This is a genomic window from Roseovarius maritimus, assembly GCF_043355895.2.
GTDB classification, from domain to species: domain Bacteria; phylum Pseudomonadota; class Alphaproteobacteria; order Rhodobacterales; family Rhodobacteraceae; genus Roseovarius; species Roseovarius maritimus.
On sequence record NZ_JBHFPF020000001.1, the window covers coordinates 717,500 to 739,887 of the forward strand.

Annotated in this window: 26 protein-coding genes; 14 read left to right on the forward strand and 12 right to left on the reverse strand. The window is 64.4% G+C overall.

Annotated elements, in window-relative coordinates:
- Positions 1-25: 25 nt before the first annotated feature.
- On the reverse strand, positions 26-379 hold the full coding sequence (gene rpoZ, locus ACEWPM_RS03570; RefSeq protein ID WP_393961808.1) for a DNA-directed RNA polymerase subunit omega: 354 nt from the start codon (positions 377-379) through the stop codon (positions 26-28).
- A gap of 73 nt (positions 380-452) precedes the next feature.
- Positions 453-1,043 carry a 2-amino-4-hydroxy-6-hydroxymethyldihydropteridine diphosphokinase gene (gene folK / locus ACEWPM_RS03575; protein WP_393961810.1) on the reverse strand — a complete coding sequence of 197 codons (591 nt, stop codon included), beginning with the start codon at positions 1,041-1,043 and terminating at the stop codon, positions 453-455.
- Between the two features lie 159 nt (positions 1,044-1,202).
- Here folK and ACEWPM_RS03580 point away from each other — a divergent pair, with 159 nt between their 5' ends.
- From ACEWPM_RS03580 to ACEWPM_RS03605, 6 genes are all read left to right on the forward strand, one after another.
- Positions 1,203-1,775, forward strand: a complete 573-nt coding sequence (locus ACEWPM_RS03580) for a LabA-like NYN domain-containing protein (protein WP_393961812.1) — start codon at positions 1,203-1,205, stop codon at positions 1,773-1,775.
- Positions 1,776-1,874: 99 nt separating this feature from the next.
- Positions 1,875-2,825 (forward strand): 4-hydroxy-3-methylbut-2-enyl diphosphate reductase, encoded by a 951-nt coding sequence (gene ispH, locus ACEWPM_RS03585; RefSeq protein WP_393961814.1) that lies wholly within the window; start codon positions 1,875-1,877, stop codon positions 2,823-2,825.
- The gene (locus tag ACEWPM_RS03590) at positions 2,822-3,274 is read left to right on the forward strand and encodes a DUF3429 domain-containing protein (RefSeq protein ID WP_393961816.1); all 453 of its coding nucleotides are present in this window, start codon (positions 2,822-2,824) and stop codon (positions 3,272-3,274) included. The genes ispH and ACEWPM_RS03590 overlap by 4 nt, the downstream gene beginning before the upstream one ends.
- A complete protein-coding gene (locus ACEWPM_RS03595; RefSeq protein WP_393961818.1) occupies positions 3,271-3,864 on the forward strand; it encodes a class I SAM-dependent DNA methyltransferase in 594 nt (197 codons plus the stop codon). The genes ACEWPM_RS03590 and ACEWPM_RS03595 overlap by 4 nt, the downstream gene beginning before the upstream one ends.
- The gene (rnhA, locus tag ACEWPM_RS03600; protein ID WP_393961820.1) at positions 3,857-4,318 is read left to right on the forward strand and encodes a ribonuclease HI; all 462 of its coding nucleotides are present in this window, start codon (positions 3,857-3,859) and stop codon (positions 4,316-4,318) included. The genes ACEWPM_RS03595 and rnhA overlap by 8 nt, the downstream gene beginning before the upstream one ends.
- Positions 4,315-4,938, forward strand: coding sequence for a trimeric intracellular cation channel family protein (locus ACEWPM_RS03605; protein ID WP_393961821.1), 624 nt, complete (start codon positions 4,315-4,317; stop codon positions 4,936-4,938). Before rnhA ends, ACEWPM_RS03605 begins: the two co-directional genes overlap by 4 nt.
- 49 nt (positions 4,939-4,987) lie before the next feature.
- On the opposite strand, the gene ACEWPM_RS03610 is transcribed toward ACEWPM_RS03605, so the two are convergent.
- The 4 genes from ACEWPM_RS03610 to def (ACEWPM_RS03625) are packed head-to-tail and all read right to left on the reverse strand — an operon-like array spanning position 4,988 to position 7,174.
- Complete coding sequence (locus tag ACEWPM_RS03610; protein WP_393961823.1) at positions 4,988-5,230, reverse strand: hypothetical protein; 243 nt, start codon at positions 5,228-5,230, stop codon at positions 4,988-4,990.
- Between the two features lie 9 nt (positions 5,231-5,239).
- Entirely contained in the window at positions 5,240-6,154 is a 915-nt protein-coding gene (fmt, locus tag ACEWPM_RS03615; protein WP_393961825.1) for a methionyl-tRNA formyltransferase, read from the reverse strand.
- A 2-nt stretch (positions 6,155-6,156) separates the two neighbouring features.
- Positions 6,157-6,654 (reverse strand): peptide deformylase, encoded by a 498-nt coding sequence (gene def / locus ACEWPM_RS03620; RefSeq protein ID WP_393961827.1) that lies wholly within the window; start codon positions 6,652-6,654, stop codon positions 6,157-6,159.
- A gap of 1 nt (position 6,655) precedes the next feature.
- Positions 6,656-7,174 carry a peptide deformylase gene (gene def / locus ACEWPM_RS03625; RefSeq protein WP_393961829.1) on the reverse strand — a complete coding sequence of 173 codons (519 nt, stop codon included), beginning with the start codon at positions 7,172-7,174 and terminating at the stop codon, positions 6,656-6,658.
- Positions 7,175-7,283: 109 nt separating this feature from the next.
- On the opposite strand from def (ACEWPM_RS03625), the gene ACEWPM_RS03630 reads away from it, so the two are divergent.
- Positions 7,284-8,453 carry a MalY/PatB family protein gene (locus ACEWPM_RS03630; protein WP_393961831.1) on the forward strand — a complete coding sequence of 390 codons (1,170 nt, stop codon included), beginning with the start codon at positions 7,284-7,286 and terminating at the stop codon, positions 8,451-8,453.
- 40 nt (positions 8,454-8,493) lie between these two features.
- Here ACEWPM_RS03630 and ACEWPM_RS03635 read toward each other — a convergent pair whose 3' ends face one another.
- Positions 8,494-8,862, reverse strand: coding sequence for a hypothetical protein (locus ACEWPM_RS03635; protein ID WP_393961833.1), 369 nt, complete (start codon positions 8,860-8,862; stop codon positions 8,494-8,496).
- 188 nt (positions 8,863-9,050) lie between these two features.
- Here ACEWPM_RS03635 and cbiB point away from each other — a divergent pair, with 188 nt between their 5' ends.
- A complete protein-coding gene (cbiB, locus tag ACEWPM_RS03640) occupies positions 9,051-9,962 on the forward strand; it encodes an adenosylcobinamide-phosphate synthase CbiB (protein WP_393961835.1) in 912 nt (303 codons plus the stop codon).
- A gap of 176 nt (positions 9,963-10,138) precedes the next feature.
- Here the strand turns inward: cbiB and ACEWPM_RS03645 are convergent, their stop codons facing one another.
- Complete coding sequence (locus ACEWPM_RS03645; protein WP_393961837.1) at positions 10,139-13,594, reverse strand: chromosome segregation SMC family protein; 3,456 nt, start codon at positions 13,592-13,594, stop codon at positions 10,139-10,141.
- 79 nt (positions 13,595-13,673) lie between these two features.
- Between ACEWPM_RS03645 and ACEWPM_RS03650 the strand changes: the two genes are divergently transcribed.
- The gene (locus tag ACEWPM_RS03650; RefSeq protein WP_393961839.1) at positions 13,674-14,243 is read left to right on the forward strand and encodes a GNAT family N-acetyltransferase; all 570 of its coding nucleotides are present in this window, start codon (positions 13,674-13,676) and stop codon (positions 14,241-14,243) included.
- Between the two features lie 22 nt (positions 14,244-14,265).
- Here ACEWPM_RS03650 and ACEWPM_RS03655 read toward each other — a convergent pair whose 3' ends face one another.
- On the reverse strand, positions 14,266-14,442 hold the full coding sequence (locus ACEWPM_RS03655; protein WP_393961841.1) for a hypothetical protein: 177 nt from the start codon (positions 14,440-14,442) through the stop codon (positions 14,266-14,268).
- Between the two features lie 78 nt (positions 14,443-14,520).
- Positions 14,521-14,901 carry a hypothetical protein gene (locus ACEWPM_RS03660; RefSeq protein WP_393961843.1) on the reverse strand — a complete coding sequence of 127 codons (381 nt, stop codon included), beginning with the start codon at positions 14,899-14,901 and terminating at the stop codon, positions 14,521-14,523.
- A 203-nt stretch (positions 14,902-15,104) separates the two neighbouring features.
- Here ACEWPM_RS03660 and ACEWPM_RS03665 point away from each other — a divergent pair, with 203 nt between their 5' ends.
- Together ACEWPM_RS03665 and preA are read left to right on the forward strand one after the other, a co-directional pair.
- Positions 15,105-16,433: an NAD(P)-dependent oxidoreductase gene (locus ACEWPM_RS03665; RefSeq protein WP_393961844.1), complete on the forward strand. Its 1,329-nt coding sequence runs from the start codon at positions 15,105-15,107 to the stop codon at positions 16,431-16,433.
- 3 nt (positions 16,434-16,436) lie between these two features.
- On the forward strand, positions 16,437-17,741 hold the full coding sequence (gene preA / locus ACEWPM_RS03670; RefSeq protein WP_393961846.1) for an NAD-dependent dihydropyrimidine dehydrogenase subunit PreA: 1,305 nt from the start codon (positions 16,437-16,439) through the stop codon (positions 17,739-17,741).
- A gap of 17 nt (positions 17,742-17,758) precedes the next feature.
- On the opposite strand, the gene ACEWPM_RS03675 is transcribed toward preA, so the two are convergent.
- Entirely contained in the window at positions 17,759-18,052 is a 294-nt protein-coding gene (locus ACEWPM_RS03675; RefSeq protein ID WP_393961848.1) for a hypothetical protein, read from the reverse strand.
- Positions 18,053-18,143: 91 nt separating this feature from the next.
- Positions 18,144-18,776, reverse strand: a complete 633-nt coding sequence (locus ACEWPM_RS03680) for a TetR family transcriptional regulator C-terminal domain-containing protein (protein WP_393961850.1) — start codon at positions 18,774-18,776, stop codon at positions 18,144-18,146.
- 165 nt (positions 18,777-18,941) lie between these two features.
- On the opposite strand from ACEWPM_RS03680, the gene ACEWPM_RS03685 reads away from it, so the two are divergent.
- The 3 genes from ACEWPM_RS03685 (at position 18,942) to ACEWPM_RS03695 (ending at position 22,297) form a co-directional block, all read left to right on the forward strand.
- Positions 18,942-20,204 (forward strand): Zn-dependent hydrolase, encoded by a 1,263-nt coding sequence (locus ACEWPM_RS03685; protein WP_393961851.1) that lies wholly within the window; start codon positions 18,942-18,944, stop codon positions 20,202-20,204.
- Positions 20,205-20,309: 105 nt separating this feature from the next.
- The gene (gene hydA, locus ACEWPM_RS03690) at positions 20,310-21,773 is read left to right on the forward strand and encodes a dihydropyrimidinase (protein WP_393961852.1); all 1,464 of its coding nucleotides are present in this window, start codon (positions 20,310-20,312) and stop codon (positions 21,771-21,773) included.
- Positions 21,773-22,297: a hypothetical protein gene (locus ACEWPM_RS03695; RefSeq protein ID WP_393961854.1), complete on the forward strand. Its 525-nt coding sequence runs from the start codon at positions 21,773-21,775 to the stop codon at positions 22,295-22,297. Before hydA ends, ACEWPM_RS03695 begins: the two co-directional genes overlap by 1 nt.
- Positions 22,298-22,388: the final 91 nt, after the last annotated feature.

The following is a 22,388-nucleotide window of genomic DNA, read 5'->3' on the forward strand; positions in this document are numbered from 1 at the left end:
GGCATACTCACAAGGCGTGCGGGGGTCAGCCCTGCCCTTGCGCCCTCATTAATTCGCGCAGCAGGCGCTCTTCTGACATATCGTCTTCGGCGGGCTTGTCGGCCTCGCCGCCCATCAGAAGCGCCATCTGGTCCTCTTCGGGCTCATCGACTTCGATCTCGGTCTGGTTCGACTCGATCATGCGCTCGCGCAGGTCGGCGGCGCTCTGCGTCTCCTCGGCGATCTCGCGCAGGGCGACGACGGGGTTCTTGTCATTGTCACGGTCGACGGTCAGCGGCGCCCCGGCCGATATTTCGCGGGCGCGGTGTGCGGCAAGCAGCACCAGATCGAAACGGTTGGGAACCTTGTCGACGCAGTCTTCGGTCGTTACGCGGGCCATGAGACCTCCGGAATAAGTAGGATCGGGGTGTAAACCTGCTCTCTACGCGGCAGCGCGGCAAGGTGCAAGCGCGTTATGGCTGGCGCACGACCTCACGGGTGCGCTCGGGCGACAGTTCTGCCAACATCTGCGCCACCGTTCGGCCCGTCACCGGATGCCGCCAGTCCGGTGCCACATCCGCCAGCGGAACCAGCACGAAGCCGCGCTCTTGCATCCGCGGATGCGGCAGGATCAGACGATCCGGGGCGCGCTGCATCTGCGCCTCAAGGTCAAGCGCCACCCATGCACCATGTGCCTGCCGGTCCGGCAGCACCTGCGCGCCATAAGCGATCAGATCCAGATCCAGCGTGCGCTGACCCCAGCGCCGCGTGCGGGTGCGGCCAAACTGCTCCTCAACTTGGTGCAATAGCGCCAGAACCTCTTCTGGCCCGGCATCCATGGCCAGCTTGGCCGCAGCGTTCACAAAATCCGGCCCCGCCCCCGCCGGAAAGCAAGGCGTCGCATAGAATGGGCTGACGGCTTTGATGGTCGCGCCCCCCTCTTGCAGCGCTTCCAGCGCCGCACGCATCGTATCGGCCGGCCCGCCAGCCTCAGATGGCGTATTTCCGCCCATAGCGATCAAAATATCGGCATAATCCTCGTCAGGTGTCGTCGCGTCACCCATCTAAATCTGGACCTCCCCGCACTTGTTCAGCGTTACAATGGGAATTACGTCCTCGCCTTGTCATGCGGGACTCCCCCCTTTTCCGGCAGATGCGGACCACTTTTTACTATCCTTTTTGCGCCGCGGGGAACAGCCGCCAGAAAGATTGAGGACCAAACCATGTTTTACAAGGACGAGCGCCTGGCGCTATTTATAGACGGATCCAATCTCTACGCTGCGGGCAAAGCGCTGGGATTTGACATCGACTACAAGTTGCTGCGCGCCGAATTCATGCGGCGGGGGAAACTTCTGCGCGCATTCTATTATACCGCACTTCTGGAAAGTGACGAGTATTCCCCCATTCGCCCGCTGGTCGACTGGCTGAATTACAACGGCTTCTCCATGGTGACAAAACCGGCCAAGGAATACACCGACAGTCAGGGCCGCCGCAAAGTCAAGGGCAACATGGATATCGAGCTGGCGGTCGATGCGATGGAGCTGGCCCCGCGCGTGGATCATATCGTGCTGTTCTCCGGCGATGGCGATTTCCGCCCGCTGGTCGAATCGCTGCAGCGCCAAGGCGTGCGCGTTTCGGTCGTATCGACCATCCGCAGCCAGCCGCCCATGATCTCTGACGAATTACGCCGACAGGCCGACAATTTCATCGAGCTTGACGATCTCAAGGATGTGATCGGGCGCCCGCCCCGCGACACGCATGCCGAGCGCGCGGGCGCGTTCGAGGCGCAGGACTGACATCAGCACGGCGCGGGCCACACGGGCCTGCGCCAAATCCGCCTTCCCCTCTGGACGCAGGGCGCGCTGTCGCATACCTCTGTCCACAAGGAGCGCGACATGACCCAATCCCCCCTCACCCTCTATCTTGCCGCCCCGCGCGGTTTTTGCGCGGGCGTCGATCGCGCGATCAAGATCGTCGAGATGGCGCTGGCCAAATGGGGGGCGCCCGTCTATGTGCGGCACGAGATCGTGCACAACAAATACGTGGTGGATGATTTGCGTGCCAAGGGCGCGATCTTCGTCGAAGAGCTGGACGAATGCCCCGATGATCGCCCGGTGATCTTTTCCGCCCATGGCGTTCCCAAATCGGTGCCCGCCGAGGCCGACAAGCGGCAGATGATCTATGTCGATGCCACCTGCCCGCTCGTCTCCAAGGTGCATATCGAGGCCGAGCGCCACCATGAGGCGGGCCTTCAGATCATCATGATCGGCCATGAGGGCCACCCGGAGACCATCGGCACGATGGGCCAGCTGCCCCCCGGCGCGGTCCTTCTGGTCGAGACCGAAGAAGACGTGGCCAAGCTGGACGTGCGCGATGAGAGCGCATTGGCCTATGTCACGCAAACCACGCTCAGCGTCGATGACACGATCGGCATCGTGGCCGCGCTGAATGCCCGCTTCCCGGCGATTCAGGGGCCGCACAAGGAAGATATCTGCTACGCCACCACCAACCGCCAGGCGGCGGTCAAGGCAATGGCCGCCGAATGCGAGGCGATGCTGGTCGTCGGCGCGCCCAATTCCTCGAACTCCCGCCGCCTTGTCGAGGTCGGCGCGCGCGCCGGCTGCGGCTATGCCCAGCTGGTCCAGCGGGCGGCGAATATCGACTGGCGCGCGTTGGAAGGCATTCGCACCATCGGCGTCACCGCCGGCGCCTCGGCCCCCGAAGTGCTGGTCAATGAGGTGATCGAAGCGTTGCAGGCGCGCTATGACGTCACCATCAAGCAGGTGGAGACGGCTGTTGAAAACGTGGAGTTCAAGGTGCCCCGCGTGCTGAGGACGCCCGCATGACGGCGATTCCGCGCTCGGCCCTGCTGCTCGGCCTGGCCGGGCTGATCCCATTTGTCTGGGGCGCCGTGACGGTGCTGAACCCCGGTCTTGCCGAGTGGACGACACGTAGTATCGGCCCGCGCTTCGCCGGGCCCTATGTCATGCTCTTCTACGGCGCGATCATCCTGTCCTTCATGTCTGGCGTCCTCTGGGGCTTTGCCACCAAACTGGACGGCGCGCAGGCGGCAACCGGGTATGGCCTGTCGGTGATCCCTGCGCTCTGGGCCTTTTTCACCACGGGCGGCGGGCCATCGAGCGCGGGCATTTCGCTGATGGCGGGTTTCATCGGGCTTCTTGCGCTCGACTGGTTTTTCTGGCGCTACGGCCTCGCGCCTGCATGGTGGATGCAGCTGCGGGTCCTTCTGACCATCATTGTGCTGGCCTGCCTTGCCATCGGTGTTTTCGCATGAGCGTCGATCCCGAAACACTGGCCGTCTACGGCGCGCAGGCGCAGGCCTATGACGACATGACGGCGGATCTGGAGGGGGACAGGCATCTTGCCACCTTCCTCAAAGCCATGCCATCAAACGCCCGGGTGCTGGATCTCGGCTGCGGTCCGGGGCGAGCCGCCGGGCAGATGGCCAAAGCCGGATTGCGAGTGGATGCGACCGACGCCGTGCCCGAGATGGTCGCAATGGCCGCATCTCGCCCCGGCGTGACCGCGTGGCAGGCCGCTTTCGCTGACATCTCCGGTCATGACATCTACGATGGCATTTGGGCCAATTTCAGCCTTCTTCACGCCGCGCGCGCCGATCTGCCGCGCCACCTCACGGCACTGAAAACGGCGCTGAAACGCGGCGGACTTTTTCATATCGGCATGAAAACCGGAACGGGCGAGGAGCGCGACACCATCGGACGCCTCTATACCTACTACACCGAGGAAGAGCTGCGCGCGCTGCTGCGAAATGCCGGCTTCACCCCCGAGGCCAGCTGGACGGGCCGCGACAAGGGACTTTCAGGCGAGATGTCCGACTGGGTTGTGATCCACGCGCATGGCTGACCTCTACGCCTATACCGACGGAGCCTGTTCCGGCAATCCCGGCCCCGGTGGCTGGGGCGCCCTCTTGCGCGCGATGGACGGCGAAAGGATCGTCAAGGAGCGCTGCCTCAGTGGCGGCGAGGCCAATACCACCAACAACCGGATGGAACTTTTGGCGGCTATCAACGCACTCGAAACATTAGCGAAGCCGTCGAAGCTGACCATCGTCACCGACAGCCAATACGTCAAGAACGGCGTGACCGGCTGGATCCACGGCTGGAAGCGCAACGGCTGGAAGACCGCCGCTAAGAAGCCGGTCAAGAATGCCGAACTGTGGCAGCGCCTCGACGAAGCGCAGGCGCGCCACGACGTGACTTGGGAATGGGTCAAGGGCCATGCCGGCCACCCCGAGAACGAGCGCGCCGACGAGCTGGCGCGTGAGGGCATGGTCCCTTTCAGGAAACCAGCCAAATGAGCGCGCCGGTCCTTCTGGACTACGCCTCGGTCCTCATCTTCGCGCTCACCGGCGCGTTGGTGGCCAGTCGCGCGCAGCTCGACATTGTCGGCTTTGCCTTCATTGCCTGCCTCACTGCCGTGGGCGGCGGTACGCTGCGCGACGTGATGCTGGACCGCAACCCGATCTTCTGGATGGGCGATCCGACCTATATCCTCATCGCCTCCTCGGCCGCCGCCCTCATCTTTTTCACTGCCCATCTGGTCGAGAGCCGCTATCGCTGGCTCCTTTGGCTCGATGCTTTCGCGCTGGCGGTCGCGGTTCCGGCGGGCGTCTCGGTCGCCATGCTGATGGCGCAGCCCGCGCCGATCATCGTGCTGATGGGCATGGTTACCGGCTGCATGGGCGGTTTGATGCGCGACGTGGTCATCGGCGAGGTGCCCTTGGTCCTGAAACAAGGTGAGCTCTATGTGAGCGCCGCCTTCGCGGGCGCACTCGCCGCCGTTCTGCTGCGCGAGGTCACCGCCGAGCCGCTCATCGTGCTTGGTGGCTGCGCCGTAGTCACCTGGGCGCTGCGCGCAGGCTCGCTCACTTTCGGCTGGTCCCTGCCGGTGTACAAGGCGCGCCCGCCGCGGCAGTAGCACAGCCCTGCTTCATTCTGCCGGACCTCTCAAATCTCGCGGCCTGCGCCTAGCGCCGTCCGCGCCAATGGGTCGGCACGATGATCAGCGCTCCGACCGACGAGGCAATGGCGTTCAGCCCGGGCGAGCCAAAGCCGACGCCGAACATGAGCCGCAGGAAATAGGCGAGAAACGCACCGCCGATGCAGATGATGATCGATTGAACGATGCCGTTATGGGTAAAGCCGGATTTTTCGGATAGATATCCGACAATACCCGCAATTACGACCGTGCCCATGATGGTTGGAAACATATGCCTGCCTTATAGCCGCGTGCCCACCGGCACGGCCATGCCGCGCAGGAACTCCCCTGCATCCTGCGCCCCGCGCCCGGCCCGCTGCAAGCGCAAAAGCCGAATGGCACCATGCCCGCAGGCCACGATCACGCCGCCTGGGCCAGCCTCCAGCACCTCGCCCGGCGCACCTGAGCCGCTCGCAAGGGTCGAGGCCAGCATCTTGACACGCTGGCCCGCCATTTCGCACCACGCCCCCGGAAAGGGCGAAAGGCCCCGGATCTGGCGGTCAATCTGCGCGGCATCACGGCTCCAGTCGATGCGCGCCTCGGCCTTGTCGATCTTGGCAGCATACGTCACGCCGTCCTCGGGCTGCACCTCGGGCGTCAGATCATCCAGCTTCTCCAGCGCCTCAGTGATCAGCGCGGCACCCATCGCGCTCAACCGATCATGCAGCGCGCCGGTTGTCTCGAAGGGGCCAATGGGTGTCGCCTGCCGCATCAGAACCGGCCCTGTATCCAGGCCCGCCTCCATCTGCATGATGCAGATGCCTGTCTCGGCATCACCGGCCATGATCGCGCGATGGATCGGTGCCGCCCCACGCCAGCGCGGCAACAACGAGGCGTGGATATTGAGGCACCCGCGCACCGGCGCATCCAGCACCGCCTGCGGCAGGATGAGCCCATAGGCCACGACCACCGCCACATCCACGCCCAGCGCAGCAAACTCCGCCTGCTCGGCCTCGTCCTTGAGCGACATCGGGTGGCGCACGTCCAGCCCAAGCTCGGCGGCGCGTGCATGGACGGGCGTGGGACGGTCCTTCTTGCCGCGTCCGGCAGGGCGTGGCGGCTGGCAATAAACGGCCGCGATATCGTGCCCGGCACCCACCAGCGCCTCAAGAACCGGAACGGAAAAATCAGGCGTTCCCATGAAGATAACGCGCATATCTAACCCATCACTTTACGTGCGCGGCGCAGAAACATGTCGCGGCGAAGTTTGGTCAGGCGATCATAATACATGCGCCCGTTCAAATGGTCGATCTGGTGCTGCACCGACGTGGCCCAGAGATGGACAAAGTCTCGCTCTTCCATCTCGCCCGCAGCATTCAGGAACCGCACCGTGACTGCGCGGGGCCGCGCGACCAGCGCCGAGAGACCGGGCAGATTGGGGCTTGCCTCTTCATGCGGGCGCATCTGCGCGCTGGCGTGCAGCACCTCGGGATTGGCCATGCGAACCCCTTGCCCGCGCGCCTCGCTTGCGTCCACCACGGCAAGGCGCAGCATCACCCCGATCTGCGGCGCGGCCAGCCCAACGCCCGGCATTGCCTCCATCGTGTCGATCATGTCGTCCCAATGCGCCCGGATCTCGTCCGTGATCGCCTCGACCGGCGTGGCGGGCGTACGCAGCCGCTTGTCCGGCCAGAGAATACAGCGGCGCACGGGCATCTCAGCCCCGCGCCTGTTCGCGTTTCAGCTTCTGCATCCGGCGCGTGATCAGCTGCCGCTTCATCGGGCCGATATAGTCTATGAATAGCTTGCCGTTCAGATGGTCGATCTCGTGCTGCACGCAAGTAGCCCAGAGGCCATCCATCCCGGCGGTCTGCTCCTTGCCATCCATGTCGATCCAGCGGACCTCCACCTCGGCGGGGCGTGTGACCTCGGCGAACTGGTCGGGAATCGAGAGGCAGCCCTCCTCATAGGTGTTAAGCGCCTCAGAGCTGGCCGTCACCTCGGGGTTGAACATCACCATGGGCTGGGCCGGCTCGCCCTCTTCCTTGACGCAATCCATCACAATGAGGCGGCTGAGAATGCCCACCTGCGGCGCGGCAAGGCCGATTCCCGGCGCGTGATACATGGTTTCCAGCATGTCCTCGGCCAGCGTGCGCATCTCGCCCGTCACGTCTTCGATGGGCGCGCAGACCTTCTTCAGGCGGGGATCGGGGTGGATCAGGATCGGCATTTTCATGCAGGGCATGTAGGACAAGCACCGCGCCAGTGCAACGGCCCTTGCGCTTGCCGCCCTACCCGTTAGCGTGCCGGTCAGCCTGAAATTGCGCGGCAACAAGGAGACCCGCATGAACTTCGACGAAATTATCGGCCGCGTCGGCACCCATTCGAGCAAGTGGGACATGATGGAGCCGCTCTATGGCGTCAGTCCCAAGGACGGGATCGCCATGTGGGTCGCAGACATGGATTTCCGGCCGCCCACTTGCGTATCGGACGCGGTCGCGGCGATGCAAGATCTGGGCATCTATGGCTATTACGGCGATGAAGGGGCCTACCGCACCGCCATCCAATGGTGGATGAAAGAGCGTCACGGCTGGACCGTCGACAAGGACGCGATTTTCACGACCAACGGTCTCGTCAACGGAACGGCGATGTGCATTGACGCCTTTACCGACCCGGGGGACGGCGTGGTCCTCTTCACGCCCGTCTACCATGCCTTTGCGCGCGTGATCAAAGCGGCGGGGCGCGAGGTGGTGGAATGCCCGCTGGCGATGCACGACGGCAAATATATCATGGATTTCGAGCGGTACGACGCCCAAATGACGGGCCGCGAGACGATGCTGATCCTCTGTTCGCCGCATAATCCCGGTGGGCGCGTCTGGACCGAGACCGAACTGAACCAGGTCGCCGATTTTGCCCAGCGGCACAATCTGATCGTCGTCTCGGACGAAATTCATCACGACCTGGTCATGCCGGGGCATCGTCATGTCCCGATGGCCCGGATCGATGGGGTGGAGGATCGGTTGGTCATGATGTCAGCCGCAACCAAGACGTTCAACATCGCGGGTTCGCATACGGGTAACGTCATCGTTCACGATCCGGCGTTGCGCAAGCGGTTCGCGGCGCGGATGGCGGCCATGGGCATCTCGGCCAACTCCCTTGGCCTCTACATGACCGAGGCGGCCTATTCCCCCGAAGGCGCGGCGTGGCTGGATGCGCTCTGCGCCTATATCGACGGTAATCGCAAGGTGTTCGACGAGGGTATCAGCGCCATTCCCGGCGCGCGCTCCATGCCGCTGGAAGCAACCTACCTGGCTTGGGTCGATTTCTCGGGCACTGGTATGCGCCCTGCGGAAACCACCGATCGCGTCGAGAAGACAGCACGCATTGCGGCCAGCCACGGTGCGACCTTCGGAAGTGGCGGCGAAGACTTCCTGCGCTTCAACCTCGCCACTCCGCGCGCCCGCATCATCGAGGCCGTCAAGCGCCTGCAAGAGGCCTTCTCGGACCTCCAGTAGCCGAATTGCGGGCTCGGCCAAGGGCCGGGCCCGAGGCGGCCTAGCCGCCACCGCGTCGCGCAGGCGCTTCCAGAAGTGCGGACGGAGCATCCGCGGCGCGCACGAAATCGGCAGGTTGCTCACCACTGGCCTCGGTCATCAGCTTGTAGTCGAAAATGCGCTCGCCCCCCTCTTCTGACGCGGCGACGATCAGGCAATGCGACAGGTGCCGACTGCCGTCATAAAGATCCACAAGGCCGCGCAGATGCGGCGCATCGTCGGCGTCCACCGCGAAACCGCCCGGCCAGGCCCGGAGCACACGGTAGGACGTATCGCCCACTTCGACCCTCAACCGATGGCTCTTCAACTGCGCCGCACGTCTTGCTGCATCCAGCCCGTCCTGCACATCGCGCGGCAAATGCATATCCATCTCTTTCCCTCCCTGGCAGGCCCCTCGAAATAACGATGCCGCGAATCCTGATGCAATCAAGTTAAGAATTTACGAAACTTTTGTGCGTCACCGATTTGCCAAGGCCGCAAGCGGCGCCTCTTGCACTGCAGCGACGGTTCAGATCAAACGCACCAAGCCCTGTGCCGCCAGCCTTCAAGGACATATCGATGACCATCGCCGCAATAGTCACCCTGGCCATGCTGATGGACGCCGCGATGGGCGAGCCGCGCTGGATCTGGTCGCGGTTGCCGCATCCAGCCGTGCTGATGGGCCGCGCAATAGAGATGCTGGAACGGCGGTTGAACCACGGGCGCGTGCGCCGGGCCAAGGGGGTCGTGGCGCTTCTGGTTCTCTGTTTTGGCGCAGGGGGTGCGGCGCTTTTTACGGCGCAACTGGGCGGCGTCATCACAGTCATCGCCGCGGCCATCCTGCTTGCCCAGCGATCACTTGTCGACCACGTGACCGCCGTCGCCACCGCCCTGCGCCACTCGACCGAGGCGGGTCGCAAATCCGTCGCGATGATTGTTGGCCGCGATACCAGCGTGATGGAGCCGCCGGACATCACCCGTGCGGCCATCGAATCGGCGGCCGAGAATTTCAGCGACGGGGTCATCGCCCCCTTATTCTGGCTCGCGCTGGCTGGCCTGCCCGGCCTAGCGATCTACAAGGCGGTCAATACGGCGGACAGCATGATCGGTCACCGCACGCCACGGTTCCAGGCCTTTGGCTGGGCCTCAGCACACCTCGATGACCTGCTGAACTTTATCCCTGCGCGCCTGAGCGCCGCGCTGATCGTCTTGCTGACCCATCCGCGCCCCTCCTGGGCGGATATCAAGCGCGAGGCGCGCCAGCACCGCTCGCCCAATGGTGGCTGGCCCGAAGCCGCGATGGCGCGCAGCATCTGCGTGGCCCTGTCGGGGCCGCGCAGATATGATGGGCAGATGCAGGACTATCCATTCGTCAATCCGAATGGCCTGCGAGCTGGCGGTCCAGCGCAGATCGAAGCGGCGGTCCGTGTGCTCTGGCGTGCGTGGAGCACCGTGTTGGTCGGTGCATGTGGGGTCGCCCTCCTCACGTGATCTCCGGGATCATACGGGCGCAATCCTTGACTTGCGGTTTCAGACCACCTTGAAATGCTGGACTGGATCGACGGCATCCTGAGCGCCGGGGCGCGCGCGGCGGTTCAGGATGCGCACGGAAACTGGGCTTGCCCGCAGATGCCTGACCTGCGCAGACATCGCTGGATCGCCTCTGATCAGGCGACCATCGCCTCGGCCTTTTTCAGATCGACCGAAACCAGTTGCGATACGCCCTGCTCGGCCATCGTGACGCCAAAAAGCCGGTCCATCCGGCTCATTGTCACCGCATTATGCGTGATGATGAGAAAGCGGGTTTCAGTGCGGCGGCACATCTCGTCCAGAAGATCGCAAAAGCGCGCCACATTGGCGTCATCCAGCGGCGCATCCACCTCGTCCAGCACGCAGATCGGCGCCGGATTGGCCAGAAAGACGCCAAAAATCAGAGCAAGCGCGGTCAGGGTCTGCTCACCGCCGGATAGCAGGCTGAGAACGCTCAACTTCTTGCCGGGCGGCTGGCACATGATCTCAAGGCCGGCCTCAAGCGGGTCGTCCGACTCGACCAGCACCAGATTGGCCTCGCCCCCGCCAAAGAGGTGCTTGAAGAGCATGGCGAAGTTGGAATTCACCTGCTCGAAAGCGGTCAGCAGCCGCTCGCGCCCCTCCCGGTTGAGGCTTGCGATCCCGCTACGCAAGGCCTTGATCGCCTCTTCGAGGTCGGTCTTTTCCGCGATCAGCGTGCCGTGCTCTTCCTCGATCTCCTTTGCGTCCTCCTCGGCGCGCAAGTTGACGGCGCCCAGCGCATCGCGCTGACGTTTCAGGCGGTTCACCTCGGCCTCGATCGTCTCCGATCCGGGCATCTTGTCGACATCGGCCTCCAGCGATTCAAGCAATGCCTCTGGCGACGTCTCAAGGTCGTCGGCGATGCGCTGATGTGCGGCGCGGCGGGCCTCTGCGGCGGCATCGGTGCGCGCCTCGCTGCGTGCGCGGGCCTCGCGGGCTTCGCCGGCGGCGCGCTCAGCGGCGCGTTCGGCCTCGGTTGCCTGGCGCAGTGCGCCCTCGCCCGCGCTGAGCCTGTCGCGGGCGGAAGCCTGACGCGCCTCGGCATCGGTGATCTTGCCTGCCAGCGCGGCACGCTTGGCAGCCAGTGTTTCGGGCTGCGATGCGGCCTCGGCCAGCTCGGCTTCGGAGGCCTCCTTGCGCTCTTGCAACTCGGCGCTGCGCTTCTCGGCGGTCTCGAGCCGGTGGCGCCAGCCGCTGATTTCCTTGGTCACTTCCTGGCTGCGGCGCAAACGCGCGTCGCCCTCGCGGCGCAGTTCGTCATGGGACGACCGGCGCGTCATCATCGTGATGCGCGCGGCCTCGACCGTCATCTTGATATCCTCGGCGCGGGCGCGCTCGGCCTCCAGATCACCCAGATCGGCAAGACCCTTTTCCGCCTCGGCCAGCTGCGCGCGAGCCGCCATCGCCTCGTCCCCGTGGCGTGTCACGGCCAGGCCCAGCGACTCGAGCTTGGAGGCCGCCAGGTTGCGGTCCGCCTCGGCGCGACTAAGCGCGCGAGAGGCATCGTTGACCGCGGTATCCGCGGCGCGGCGGGCGGCGCGCGCGGCCTTGTCGGCCTCGGTCCGCTCGGCCAACTGGCGGCCTAGCGCCTCATGCGCGCCCTTGGCACCATCCGCGCGGGCGGTGGCATGAGCCATCTGTTGTTTCAATGTTTCCAGCCGGTTCAGTTGCTCCAGCCGCAGCGCGGCGGCCGAGGGCGCATCCTCGGCCCAGGCGCGATAGCCATCCCAACGCCAGAGATCGCCCTCAATGCTGACCAGCCGCTGACCCGGCTTCAACTGCGGTTGCAAGCGCAGACCGTCATCCGCATCGACGAGGCCGATCTGCCCCATCCGGCGGGCCAGCACATCGGGCACAGAGACGTTCTGTGTCAAAGGCGGCACGCCTGCGGGAAGAGGCTGGGGCACGTCATAGGGCGGCAGCTCGGCCCAGCCCGAGGGCCCATCCGGGCCCACCTGAGGCGCGCGCAGATCATCGGCCAGCGCGGCCCCCAGCGCCTTTTCATAGCCCTGCTGCACCTGAAGCCGATCAAGGATCTGGCCACCCTCGGCCGTGTCCCGCTCCAGAAGGCGCGCAAGGGCCGAGACCTCGGCGCTGATCGCGCTCAGCTCGCCCTCGGCCTCGCTGCGCTCCGCCCGCGCTGCGGCTTCGCGCGTTTGAGTGTCGCTGCGCGCCGCATCGGCGGTAGTCAGCGCGGCCTCGGCGGCCTGGGCGGCGGTCAGTGCCTCGGCCTCGGCCTGGGTTGCCGCGTCGAACTCGGCCCCGGCCTTATCCATCGCGGCTCGGCTCTCCTCGACTGCGGCACGCGCGCGCGCCTCCTCGGCCTCGCTCCGCTCCAGCGTCTTGCGGCTGTCGGCCAAAAGGCGCTGCGCCGATTGGTGCCGCGCCGACAGCCGCGCGACATCCTCGGTCAGGGTCGAGAGGTCCGCCTCGCGCGCCTGCAAAGTCTGGCTGGCCTCGCGCGCGGCCTCGGCCGCGGCCTCCAGCCGCGCATCATGCCCCTCGCTGGCCTTCTGCAGCTCGGATTGCTCCCATTCCAGCCGCTTGATCGTGTCGCCGGCGTCGGAATTAAGACCTGCCTCACGCTCGATATCCCGCACCAGTTGCGCGATACGCCCCTCCAGCGTGTCGATCCGCGCGCGCGCGGCGGCCTCCTGGTCGGCAAGGCTGCCCTGCTCCACGCTGAGGCGCTGCAGAATGGCGGCGGCAATCGCCTCTTCCTCGCGCAGTTTGGGCAGGGCATCGTCGGCGGCGGCACGGGCTTGGGCCGCCTCGCGCGCGACCGCTTCGGCGTGGGCCGTGGCGGCCGTGCGCTCGCGCAGCTCGGCGCGCGCGACGTTCAGTGCCTCATCCGCCTCGCGCCAGCGCCGGTAGAGCAGCAGCCCCTCGGCGGTGCGCAGCTCGTCCCCGATGGCGCGATAGCGCGCGGCCTGTCGCGCCTGCCGCGCCAGAGTCGCCAGCTGGCTGGCCAGCTGATCGACCGTATCATCGACACGCGCGAGATTCGCCTCGGCGCCCTTTAGTTTGAGTTCGGCCTCGTGGCGGCGCTGGTAGAGGCCCGAAATGCCTGCCGCCTCCTCCAGGATGCGGCGGCGGGATTTGGGCTTGGCATTGATCAACTCCGAGATCTGGCCCTGCCGCACCAGCGCGGGCGAGTGCGAGCCGGTGGACGCATCGGCAAAAAGCATCTGCACATCGCGGGCGCGCACGTCTTTGCCGTTGACCTGATAGGCGCTGCCCACGTCGCGGGTGATGCGGCGCACGATCTCGATATGGTCGCTGTCGTTGAACCCTGCGGGCGCGAGTCGGTCAGTGTTGTCGATATGGATCGTGACCTCGGCAAAGTTGCGCGCGCCGCGCGACGAGGCGCCGGCAAAGATCACATCCTCCATCCCGCCGCCGCGCATCGCGGTCGGGCGGTTCTCGCCCATGACCCAGCGCAGCGCCTCCAGCAGGTTGGACTTGCCGCAGCCGTTGGGGCCGACCACCCCCGTTCGCCCGCTGCCGATGATGAGATCGGTCGGGTCGACAAAGCTTTTGAAGCCGTTGAGTTTGAGCTTGGAAAAGCGCAAAGGGTGGGTCGTCTCCAAAAATGGCCGCGGGCCGGGTCTAACTGGCCGCCAATGTGGCCGCCGCTGTGGCATTCTGTCAATGAAATACCCCCGCATCTGGCAGATGGCGGCAGGTTATCCACAATATATTGACGCAAGGAGAGGTTTTCGCGCCCGGATCCACTTGACTTGTCGTCTGCGCGAGGGCCAGATCGCGCCCATGTTGATCATCGAGCCTGCAAGCCCCCTTGCCCCCGGCCCGCATGCCCTGCTGACGCAGAGCCACGCGATGATGCAGGAGCTGTTCGAGCCGGAGGAAAATTACTTTCTTGGCTTCGAGGCGCTCTGCGCGCCCGAGGTGCATTTCGTCGCCGCCCGCAGGGATGGCGAGGTTTTGGGTACCGGCGCGCTGGTCGTCAACGGCGGCTATGGCGAGATCAAGTCGATGTTCACCGCGGCCGAGGCTCGCGGGCACGGCGTGGCCGCAGCCATTCTGCGCGCGCTCGAAGATCATGCGCGCCAAGCAGGGATATCCCTATTGCGGCTCGAGACGGCAGATGTGCTGGCGGGTGCGGTGCGCCTTTACGAGCGCCACGGATACGTGCGCTGCGGACTGTTCGGCGACTATGCGCCGAATGATGTCAGCGTCTACATGGAGAAGGCGCTCTAGCGCAGGGCGATAGCCATTTGGCCTACTCGGCCGAGCCCTTCGCCTGCGCGCTTTTCATCCGCTTCAGCAACTCCGCCTTGCCCGGACGCCCCTTGCCGCGCTTGCCAAACGGATCCTTTTGCGATCCGGGTGCATTATGCTCGGTATGGCGCGGTGCGTTGCGGCCCATCTTGGGCGCGCCTTGTGCCTTGTAGTTCATGGAAATCATCCTTGGTAGGCGATGCTGCCCCTGCGCGGTCTATAGGCGCAAAGCCATGCCAAGATCAAGCGGCGCCGGTCACACCGGATCCGGTCTGCAATCAAGCTCGGCCAGCCCATCAAAAATCTCATAGACGTCACACGTGTAGGAAAACCCGCGCGGGAGAGGCTCCAGCTTTTGACCGCAATCCAGCCGCGCGGCCATCAATGCGGCATCACCATACAGCTTGCGCACACGGCAGCCCGACACTTCCTCGATTGCGGCGACGCCGTTCGGCGCGACGCTGTCCAGATTGGGCGCCCAGCGCGCATTGAGGCGCATCGCCTCGGCGCGGACGCCGTCGATGCGGACGTCAAAGACGTCGCCGCGCAGGCTGATGCGGACAGGCTCGACCCCGCGAAAGGTGGGGCCGGGCGTGTCGCAGGCCATCAAGGCAAGCACGGCGACAATGAGGATCATGACATATCTCATTGCCTCACTCTGCGACACGAATGGTTAATGCATCCTTACCGTCCATGCCTGGGCGCCCCCAAGCGCACGAAAAGTGCGCATTCGCCACATTGGGCGCCACAAAATATCGCCACCTCTAAATTTTACCGTTTGATAAAAAATAATTCCGTGCTTTACTCGACGCCAGCCACCCCTTGCCAAAGGAGGACGCCATGACCCAAGGCGCACTGACCCCCGGTATCGTCGCAGGCAGATTGCCGGATGCCGACTACGCCGAAAACTTCTCGGACCTGCATCCGAGGCTTGACCAGCACGAGGCGCTTGTTGCCGCTGACCGCTGCTATTTTTGCCACGACGCGCCCTGCATAACGGCCTGCCCCACGGATATCGACATCCCCCTCTTCATTCGGCAGATCGCCACCGGCACGCCCGAGGCGGCGGCCAAGACGATTCTCAGCCAGAACATCATGGGCGGCATGTGCGCCCGCGTCTGCCCGACCGAGACGCTCTGCGAGGAGGTCTGCGTGCGTGAGGTCGCCGAAGGCAAGCCGGTCCTGATCGGCCAGTTGCAACGCTATGCCACCGATACGCTCATGGAGGCGGGCGTGCATCCCTTCACCCGCGCGCCCGAGACGGGCAAGCGCGTGGCCGTCGTGGGCGCCGGTCCTGCGGGGCTTTCCTGCGCGCATCGCCTCGCAATGCTGGGCCACGACGTCACGGTCTATGACGCACGGCCCAAGCCCGGCGGGCTGAACGAATACGGCATCGCCAGCTACAAGACGCCCGATGATTTCGCCGCACGCGAGGTCGACTGGCTACTCAAGATCGGCGGGATATCCATCGAGACGAGCAAGGCGCTGGGCAGCGAAATGACGCTGGACGAGCTCAAGTCGGATTTCGACGCGGTATTTCTGGCCATCGGCCTCGGCGGTGTCAACGCGCTGCACCTTGAGGGCGAGGACAAGGAGGGGCTGCAGGATGCGGTGGATTTCATCGCCGACCTGCGGCAGGCCAGCGACCTTTCGACCCTGCCCATCGGGCGCGACGTGGTGGTGATCGGCGGCGGAATGACCGCGGTGGACGCCGCCGTGCAGGCCAAGCGCCTTGGTGCGCTGAATGTCACGCTGGTCTATCGTCGGGGCCGCGAGCGGATGAACGCAAGCGAATTCGAGCAGGATCTGGCCGCCTCTTCGGGCGTGCGGATCATCACCAATGCCAGCCCCGTCGCCGTGATCGGCAATGGCGCGGTGCGCGAGATCGAGTTCGAATACACCGATGACGCGCTCAAGCCGACGGGCCAGACCTTCCGCCTTGCCGCCGACCAGGTGTTTCGCGCCATCGGCCAGACGCTGGAGGGCGCGGGCCTGCCCGATCTCGACGGACGCAAGATCGCCGTGAGCGGCGCGGGCCGCACCAGCACTGCCTTGGTCTGGGCAGGCGGCGATTGCGCCGCTGGCGGCGACGATCTGACCGTCACGGCAGTGGCCGAAGGCCGCGATGCCGCGATGGATATCCATGCAACACTGATGGCGGAGGGCTGAGCCATGGCCGACCTCACGAGCGACTTCATCGGGATCAAATCCCCCAATCCGTTCTGGCTGGCCTCGGCGCCGCCGACGGACAAGGAATACAACGTGCGCCGCGCCTTCGATGCCGGCTGGGGCGGCGTCGTGTGGAAAACACTGGGCGAGGCCGGGCCGCCCGTCGTCAACGTCAACGGGCCACGCTATGGCGCGATCTACGGCGCTGATCGACGCCTGCTGGGCCTCAACAATATCGAGCTCATCACCGACCGGCCGCTCGAAGTGAACCTGGAGGAAATGACGCGCGTCAAGCGGGACTATCCGGACCACGCACTGATCGCGTCGCTCATGGTGCCCGTCAACGAGGACGCGTGGAAGGAAATCCTGCGCCGCGTCGAAGATACCGGCTGTGACGGGGTCGAGCTCAACTTCGGCTGCCCCCACGGGATGAGCGAGCGCGGCATGGGCAGCGCCGTGGGCCAGGTGCCCGAATACGTGGGCCAGGTCGCGCATTGGTGCAAGAAACACAGTGATCTGCCCGTGATCGTCAAGCTGACGCCCAACATCACCGACATCCGCAAACCTGCGCAAGCGGCGATGGAAGGCGGCGCGGATGCGGTCAGTCTGATCAACACGATCAACTCGATCACTTCGGTCGATCTCGACCTTTTCGCGCCCCAACCCACCATCGACGGGCAAGGCGCCCATGGCGGCTATTGCGGCCCCGCGGTCAAGCCCATCGCGCTCAACATGGTGGCCGAGATCGCCCGCGATCCTGCCACCCGCGGCCTGCCGATCAGCGGCATTGGCGGCATCACCACATGGCGCGATGCGGCCGAGTTCATGGCGCTCGGCGCCGGCAACGTGCAGGTCTGCACGGCGGCGATGACCTATGGCTTCAAGATCGTGCAGGAGATGATCTCGGGCCTCAGCCAGTGGATGGACGAGAAGGGCTATGAGAGCACATCCGAAATCGTCGGGCGCGCCGTGCCCAACACGGTCAACTGGCAGGATCTGAACCTCAACTACGTCGCCAAAGCCGTGATCGACCAGGATCTCTGCATCAAATGCGGCCGCTGCTATGCGGCCTGCGAGGATACCTCGCATCAGGCGATCTCCATGTCCGAGGGGCGCGTCTTCGAGGTGATCGACGAGGAATGCGTGGCCTGCAACCTCTGCGTCAATGTCTGCCCGGTCGAGGGCTGCATCACGATGGAGGAAATGGCGGCGGGCGAGGTGGATCCGCGCACCGGCAAGGTGGTCGAGGCGGAGTATGCCAACTGGACGACCCACCCGAACAATCCCGGCGCCTGCGCCGCCGAATAGGCGGCGCGCCCACCCCGTCAGGAGCCACGAAAAGGCCGCGCGGGGCGCCGAAAACGCCCAGCGCGCAAAACCTCTGCGGCTGCCTCGTCATACGTGTCGATCACGCGCGCCCTTTCGCCACCCGCGTCGCCATCCTCAAGGATCTGCCCTGACACGGGCTGCGCGGTGACGCGCACAGCCGCAGCTGGCGCGCGCAGACCTGATGCTTCTTGCAATGCGCGGCGCAACTGGTCTGTGCGCAGGCGCGCCTCAATGTCACCTTCCAGCCTTGCCTGCGCTACGCCGAAATTTCGATAGAAATATCCCGCCATGAGGCCCTCACCAAAGGCCGCCACCCACGAGCAAGCTATGCCACCCCGAACCGTGCAGCCAGTGCATTCGCGGCAGCTGGCTAATACCGGACTAACCCTGATCCGGTATCAGCGCCTTGCGGTAAAGCCCGGACAAATGCGCCCACGCCCCATCCGTGGCCGGCGCCCCGCCCATAAGCACGCTGATCTGCGCCTCGAAATCCGCGTAATGCTGGGTCGTAGCCCAGATCGAGAAGATCAGGTGACGCGCGTCGATCGTCGCGATAGCACCCGAGCGGCTCCAGCCGTTGATCAATTCCACTGCGCTGTCGAAAAGCGGTTTGAGCTCAACCTCGAGCAGTGGCGCGATGCGCGGTGCGCCCTGCAGAATCTCGTTGGCGAACAAGCGGCTCTCGCGCGGGAAAGACTGGCTCATTTCCAGCTTGCGCCGCAGATAGGTCAAGAGCTCGTCCAGTGGCACGCCATCGGGGTCAAGCTGGCGCAGCGGCTCCAGCCAATTATCCATCAGCTGATGCAAAAGGGTGGCGTGGATGTCTTCCTTGCCAGCGAAATAGTAGAGAATATTCGGCTTGCTCAGCCCCGCGCTGGCCGCGATCTGGTCCAGCGTCGCGCCGCGATAGCCATGCTGCGAGAAGACGTCGAGCGCCGCTTCGAGGATACGGCGCCGGTTTCGCTGTTGGATACGGCTGGGCGCAGGATCTCTCGAATTTGCCGTCTCGCCCATATCGCCCCTTTCACACTCATCCGCCATCGCCCAATCTGTAGGCAATCGGCGGGTATCAGACAGATCCTTCAACACTATTCTTGACAGGTCCGGCCCGCTCCGCAATCGTTTAGTTGACCAAACGGTAAAAAGACCGCCCGCATCCCGCGCAAGAAAGGACACCCCATGGCAGCCTCCAAGACCTCACCGGGACAGAATCTGAAAATCGACGGACAGCGCCTCTGGGACAGCCTGATGGAAATGGCCAAGATCGGCCCCGGCGTGGCGGGCGGTAACAACCGCCAGACGCTGACCGATGCGGATGCCGAAGGGCGCGCTTTGTTCCAAAAGTGGTGCGAGGATGCGGGCGCCACCATGGGCCTCGACACGATGGGCAACATGTTCGCGCGGCGCGAGGGCACCGATACGGACGCCCTGCCCGTCTATGTCGGCTCGCATCTCGACACCCAGCCGACCGGCGGCAAATACGATGGCGTGCTGGGTGTGCTGGCGGGGCTGGAGCTGATCCGCACGCTCAATGATCTGGATATCAAGACGCGCCATCCTATCGTCGTCACCAACTGGACCAACGAAGAGGGCACGCGCTTTGCCCCCGCCATGCTGTCCTCCGGCGTTTTCGCGGGCATCCATGAGGAGGCGTGGGCCAAGGACCGCACCGACAAGGACGGGAAGACCTTCGGGGACGAGCTGAAGCGCATCGGCTGGCAAGGGGACGAGCCCGTGGGCGCGCGCAAGATGAAGGCGTTTTTCGAACTGCATATCGAGCAGGGCCCAATTTTGGAGGCTGAGGGCAAGGATATCGGCGTGGTCACCCATGGTCAGGGCCTCGACTGGACCGAAGTAACCATTATTGGCAAGGACGCGCATACCGGTTCGACGCCGATGCCCATGCGGCGCAATGCGGGCCTCGGCATGGCGCGTGTGCTGGAGAAGGTGAACGAGATCGCTCTCGCCCACGGCCCCAGCGCGGTCGGTGCTGTCGGCGCGCTCGAAGTCTATCCCAATTCGCGCAACGTGATCCCCGGCAAGGCCGTCTTTACCGTCGATTTCCGCTCGCCCGATATCGACGTGCTAGCCAAGATGGTGGGTGAGATGAAGGAGGCCGCCAAGGCGATCTGCGACGAGATGGAGTTGGAGGTCAGCTTCGAGAAGGTCGGCGGGTTCGATCCCGTGACCTTCGATCCGGATTGCGTCACCGCCATCCGCTCGGCCGCCGAGCGTCTGGGCTATTCGCATCAGGACGTCATCTCGGGCGCGGGCCACGACGCCTGCTGGATCAACCGCGTCGCCCCCACTGCGATGGTCATGTGCCCCTGCGTCGACGGCCTCTCGCACAACGAGGCCGAAGAGATCACGATGGAATGGGCCCGCGCCGGCGCGGATGTGCTGCTGCACGCGGTGGTGGAAACGGCGGGTGTTGAGGGCTAGCAGGGGGCCAACCCCCAACCCTGTATTTTCTGTGAAAATTCAGGGCATCCCCCGGAATATTTAAAGCAAGAAGAAAAGCCGAGACGCGACCAAGGGAGAACCATCATGACCACCAAAGTCATCAAAGGCGGCACCGTCTGCACCGCAGATCGCACGTGGAAAGCGGATGTCCTGATCGAGGGTGAAACGATCAAGCAGATCGGCGAGGACCTGAAGGGCGACGAGTATATCGACGCCTCGGGCGCCTACGTCATTCCCGGCGGGATCGACCCGCATACGCATCTGGAAATGCCCTTCATGGGCACGACGGCGGCCGAGACCTTCGAGAGCGGAACATGGGCCGCGGCCTGCGGCGGCACAACGATGCTGGTCGATTTCTGCCTGCCCGGCGCTGACGGGTCGATCAAGAACGCGATCAACGAATGGCACCGCAAATCCGCGCCGCAGATCTGCAGCGATATCGGCTATCACATGGCCATCACCGGCTGGAACGAAGATGTCTTCAACGAGATGAAGGACGCCGTCGACATGGGCGTCAATTCTTTCAAGCATTTCATGGCCTACAAGGGCGCGCTGATGATCGAGGACGACGAGATGTTCGCCTCGTTCAAGCGCTGCGCCGAGCTGGGTGCGCTGCCGATGGTCCATGCCGAGAACGGCGATCTGGTCGCCGAGATGCAGCAGAAATACTTCGATCAGGGCATCACCGGGCCCGAAGGCCACGCCTATTCCCGCCCGCCCGAGTTCGAGGGCGAAGCCGCCAACCGTGCCATCTGCATCGCCGACGCGGCGGGCGTGCCGCTCTACATCGTGCATGTCAGCTGCGAGCAATCGCATGAGGCGATCCGGCGCGCGCGTCAGAAGGGCATGCGCGTCTATGGCGAGCCCTTGGTGCAGTTTCTGACGCTGGACGAGTCCGAGTATTTCAATACCGATTGGGACCATGCCGCGCGCCGCGTCATGTCGCCCCCATTCCGGGGCAAGCAGCATCAGGACTCGCTCTGGGCAGGCCTTCAGGCCGGCTCGCTGCAGGTGGTGGCCACCGATCACGCCGCCTTCTCGACCGAACAGAAGCGCCGCGGGCGCGATGATTTCCGCATTATACCCAACGGCTCGAACGGCCTGGAAGAGCGGCTGCCGGTCCTTTGGACGCATGGGGTCGAGACCGGGCGCCTGACGCCAAACGAGTTCGTGGCAATGACCTCGACCAACGTGGCCAAGATCCTGAACATCTATCCCCGCAAGGGCGCCATCGTCGAAGGCGCCGACGCCGATATCGTGGTGTGGGACCCCAAGATCAGCAAGACGATCAGCCCCGCCAACCACCACTCGATCCTCGATTACAACGTCTTTGAAGGGTTCGAAGTGACCGCCAACAGCCGCTACACTCTATCACGCGGCGAGGTGATCTGGGCCTGGGGTCAGAACTCACAGCCCCAGCCGGGCCGCGGCCGGTTTGTCCCGCGCCCCGCGTTTCCATCGGCGCATACAGCGCTAAGCAAATGGAAGGCGCTGAACGCGCCCAAGATGATCCAGCGCGATCCGCTGAACATTCCGGCAGGGATTTAATGCAGATCGAACGCCCCTCATGGACATTATGGGTGGACGAAGCCGCTGGATTCCTAGCGGCATATCTTTATACGTTCATTCTGACCTTTCTCATTTTCCCGGTTGTCCTTCTCGTCATCGGGCAAGTGATCGCCCTATTCCAATTCGAAAGCGGTATTGAGAAATTCACATCCGCCTTGCAGGGTGGACCAGCCATGCTTGGGGTGTCCTACTTTTTCGGCTCTCCCCTCGCGGTAAAGGCTTTCCTTCCCGGACTGGCTGCATCTGCCCTGGGCTTTTTTCTGTTTCGGCTGTGTTCGCCTCGCAATGTCGAACAAAGGTCTTGGGCCAGGCTCACATTTCCTGCATCAGTCGGCGCGGGAGCGTTCATGGGCTTGGCATTTGAAGCAGCCCCATCACCTGCGTTTTTGCGTTGGTCGCAGGACGTTTCAACGTCTTTTGCTATGGGCATCGCCGCCACCGCAGCAGCGGTCGGAGTGATCGTCGCAAGACGGCAATGGCGGCAAGAGATTCAGTATGCATGATCCGGTTCTCTTGAAAAAAGACCCTGCGCCGATCTTCTTGGCCAATAGAGTTTCCGTTTCTGTTGGCGGCTTTCACCTGATCGGTCGTCAT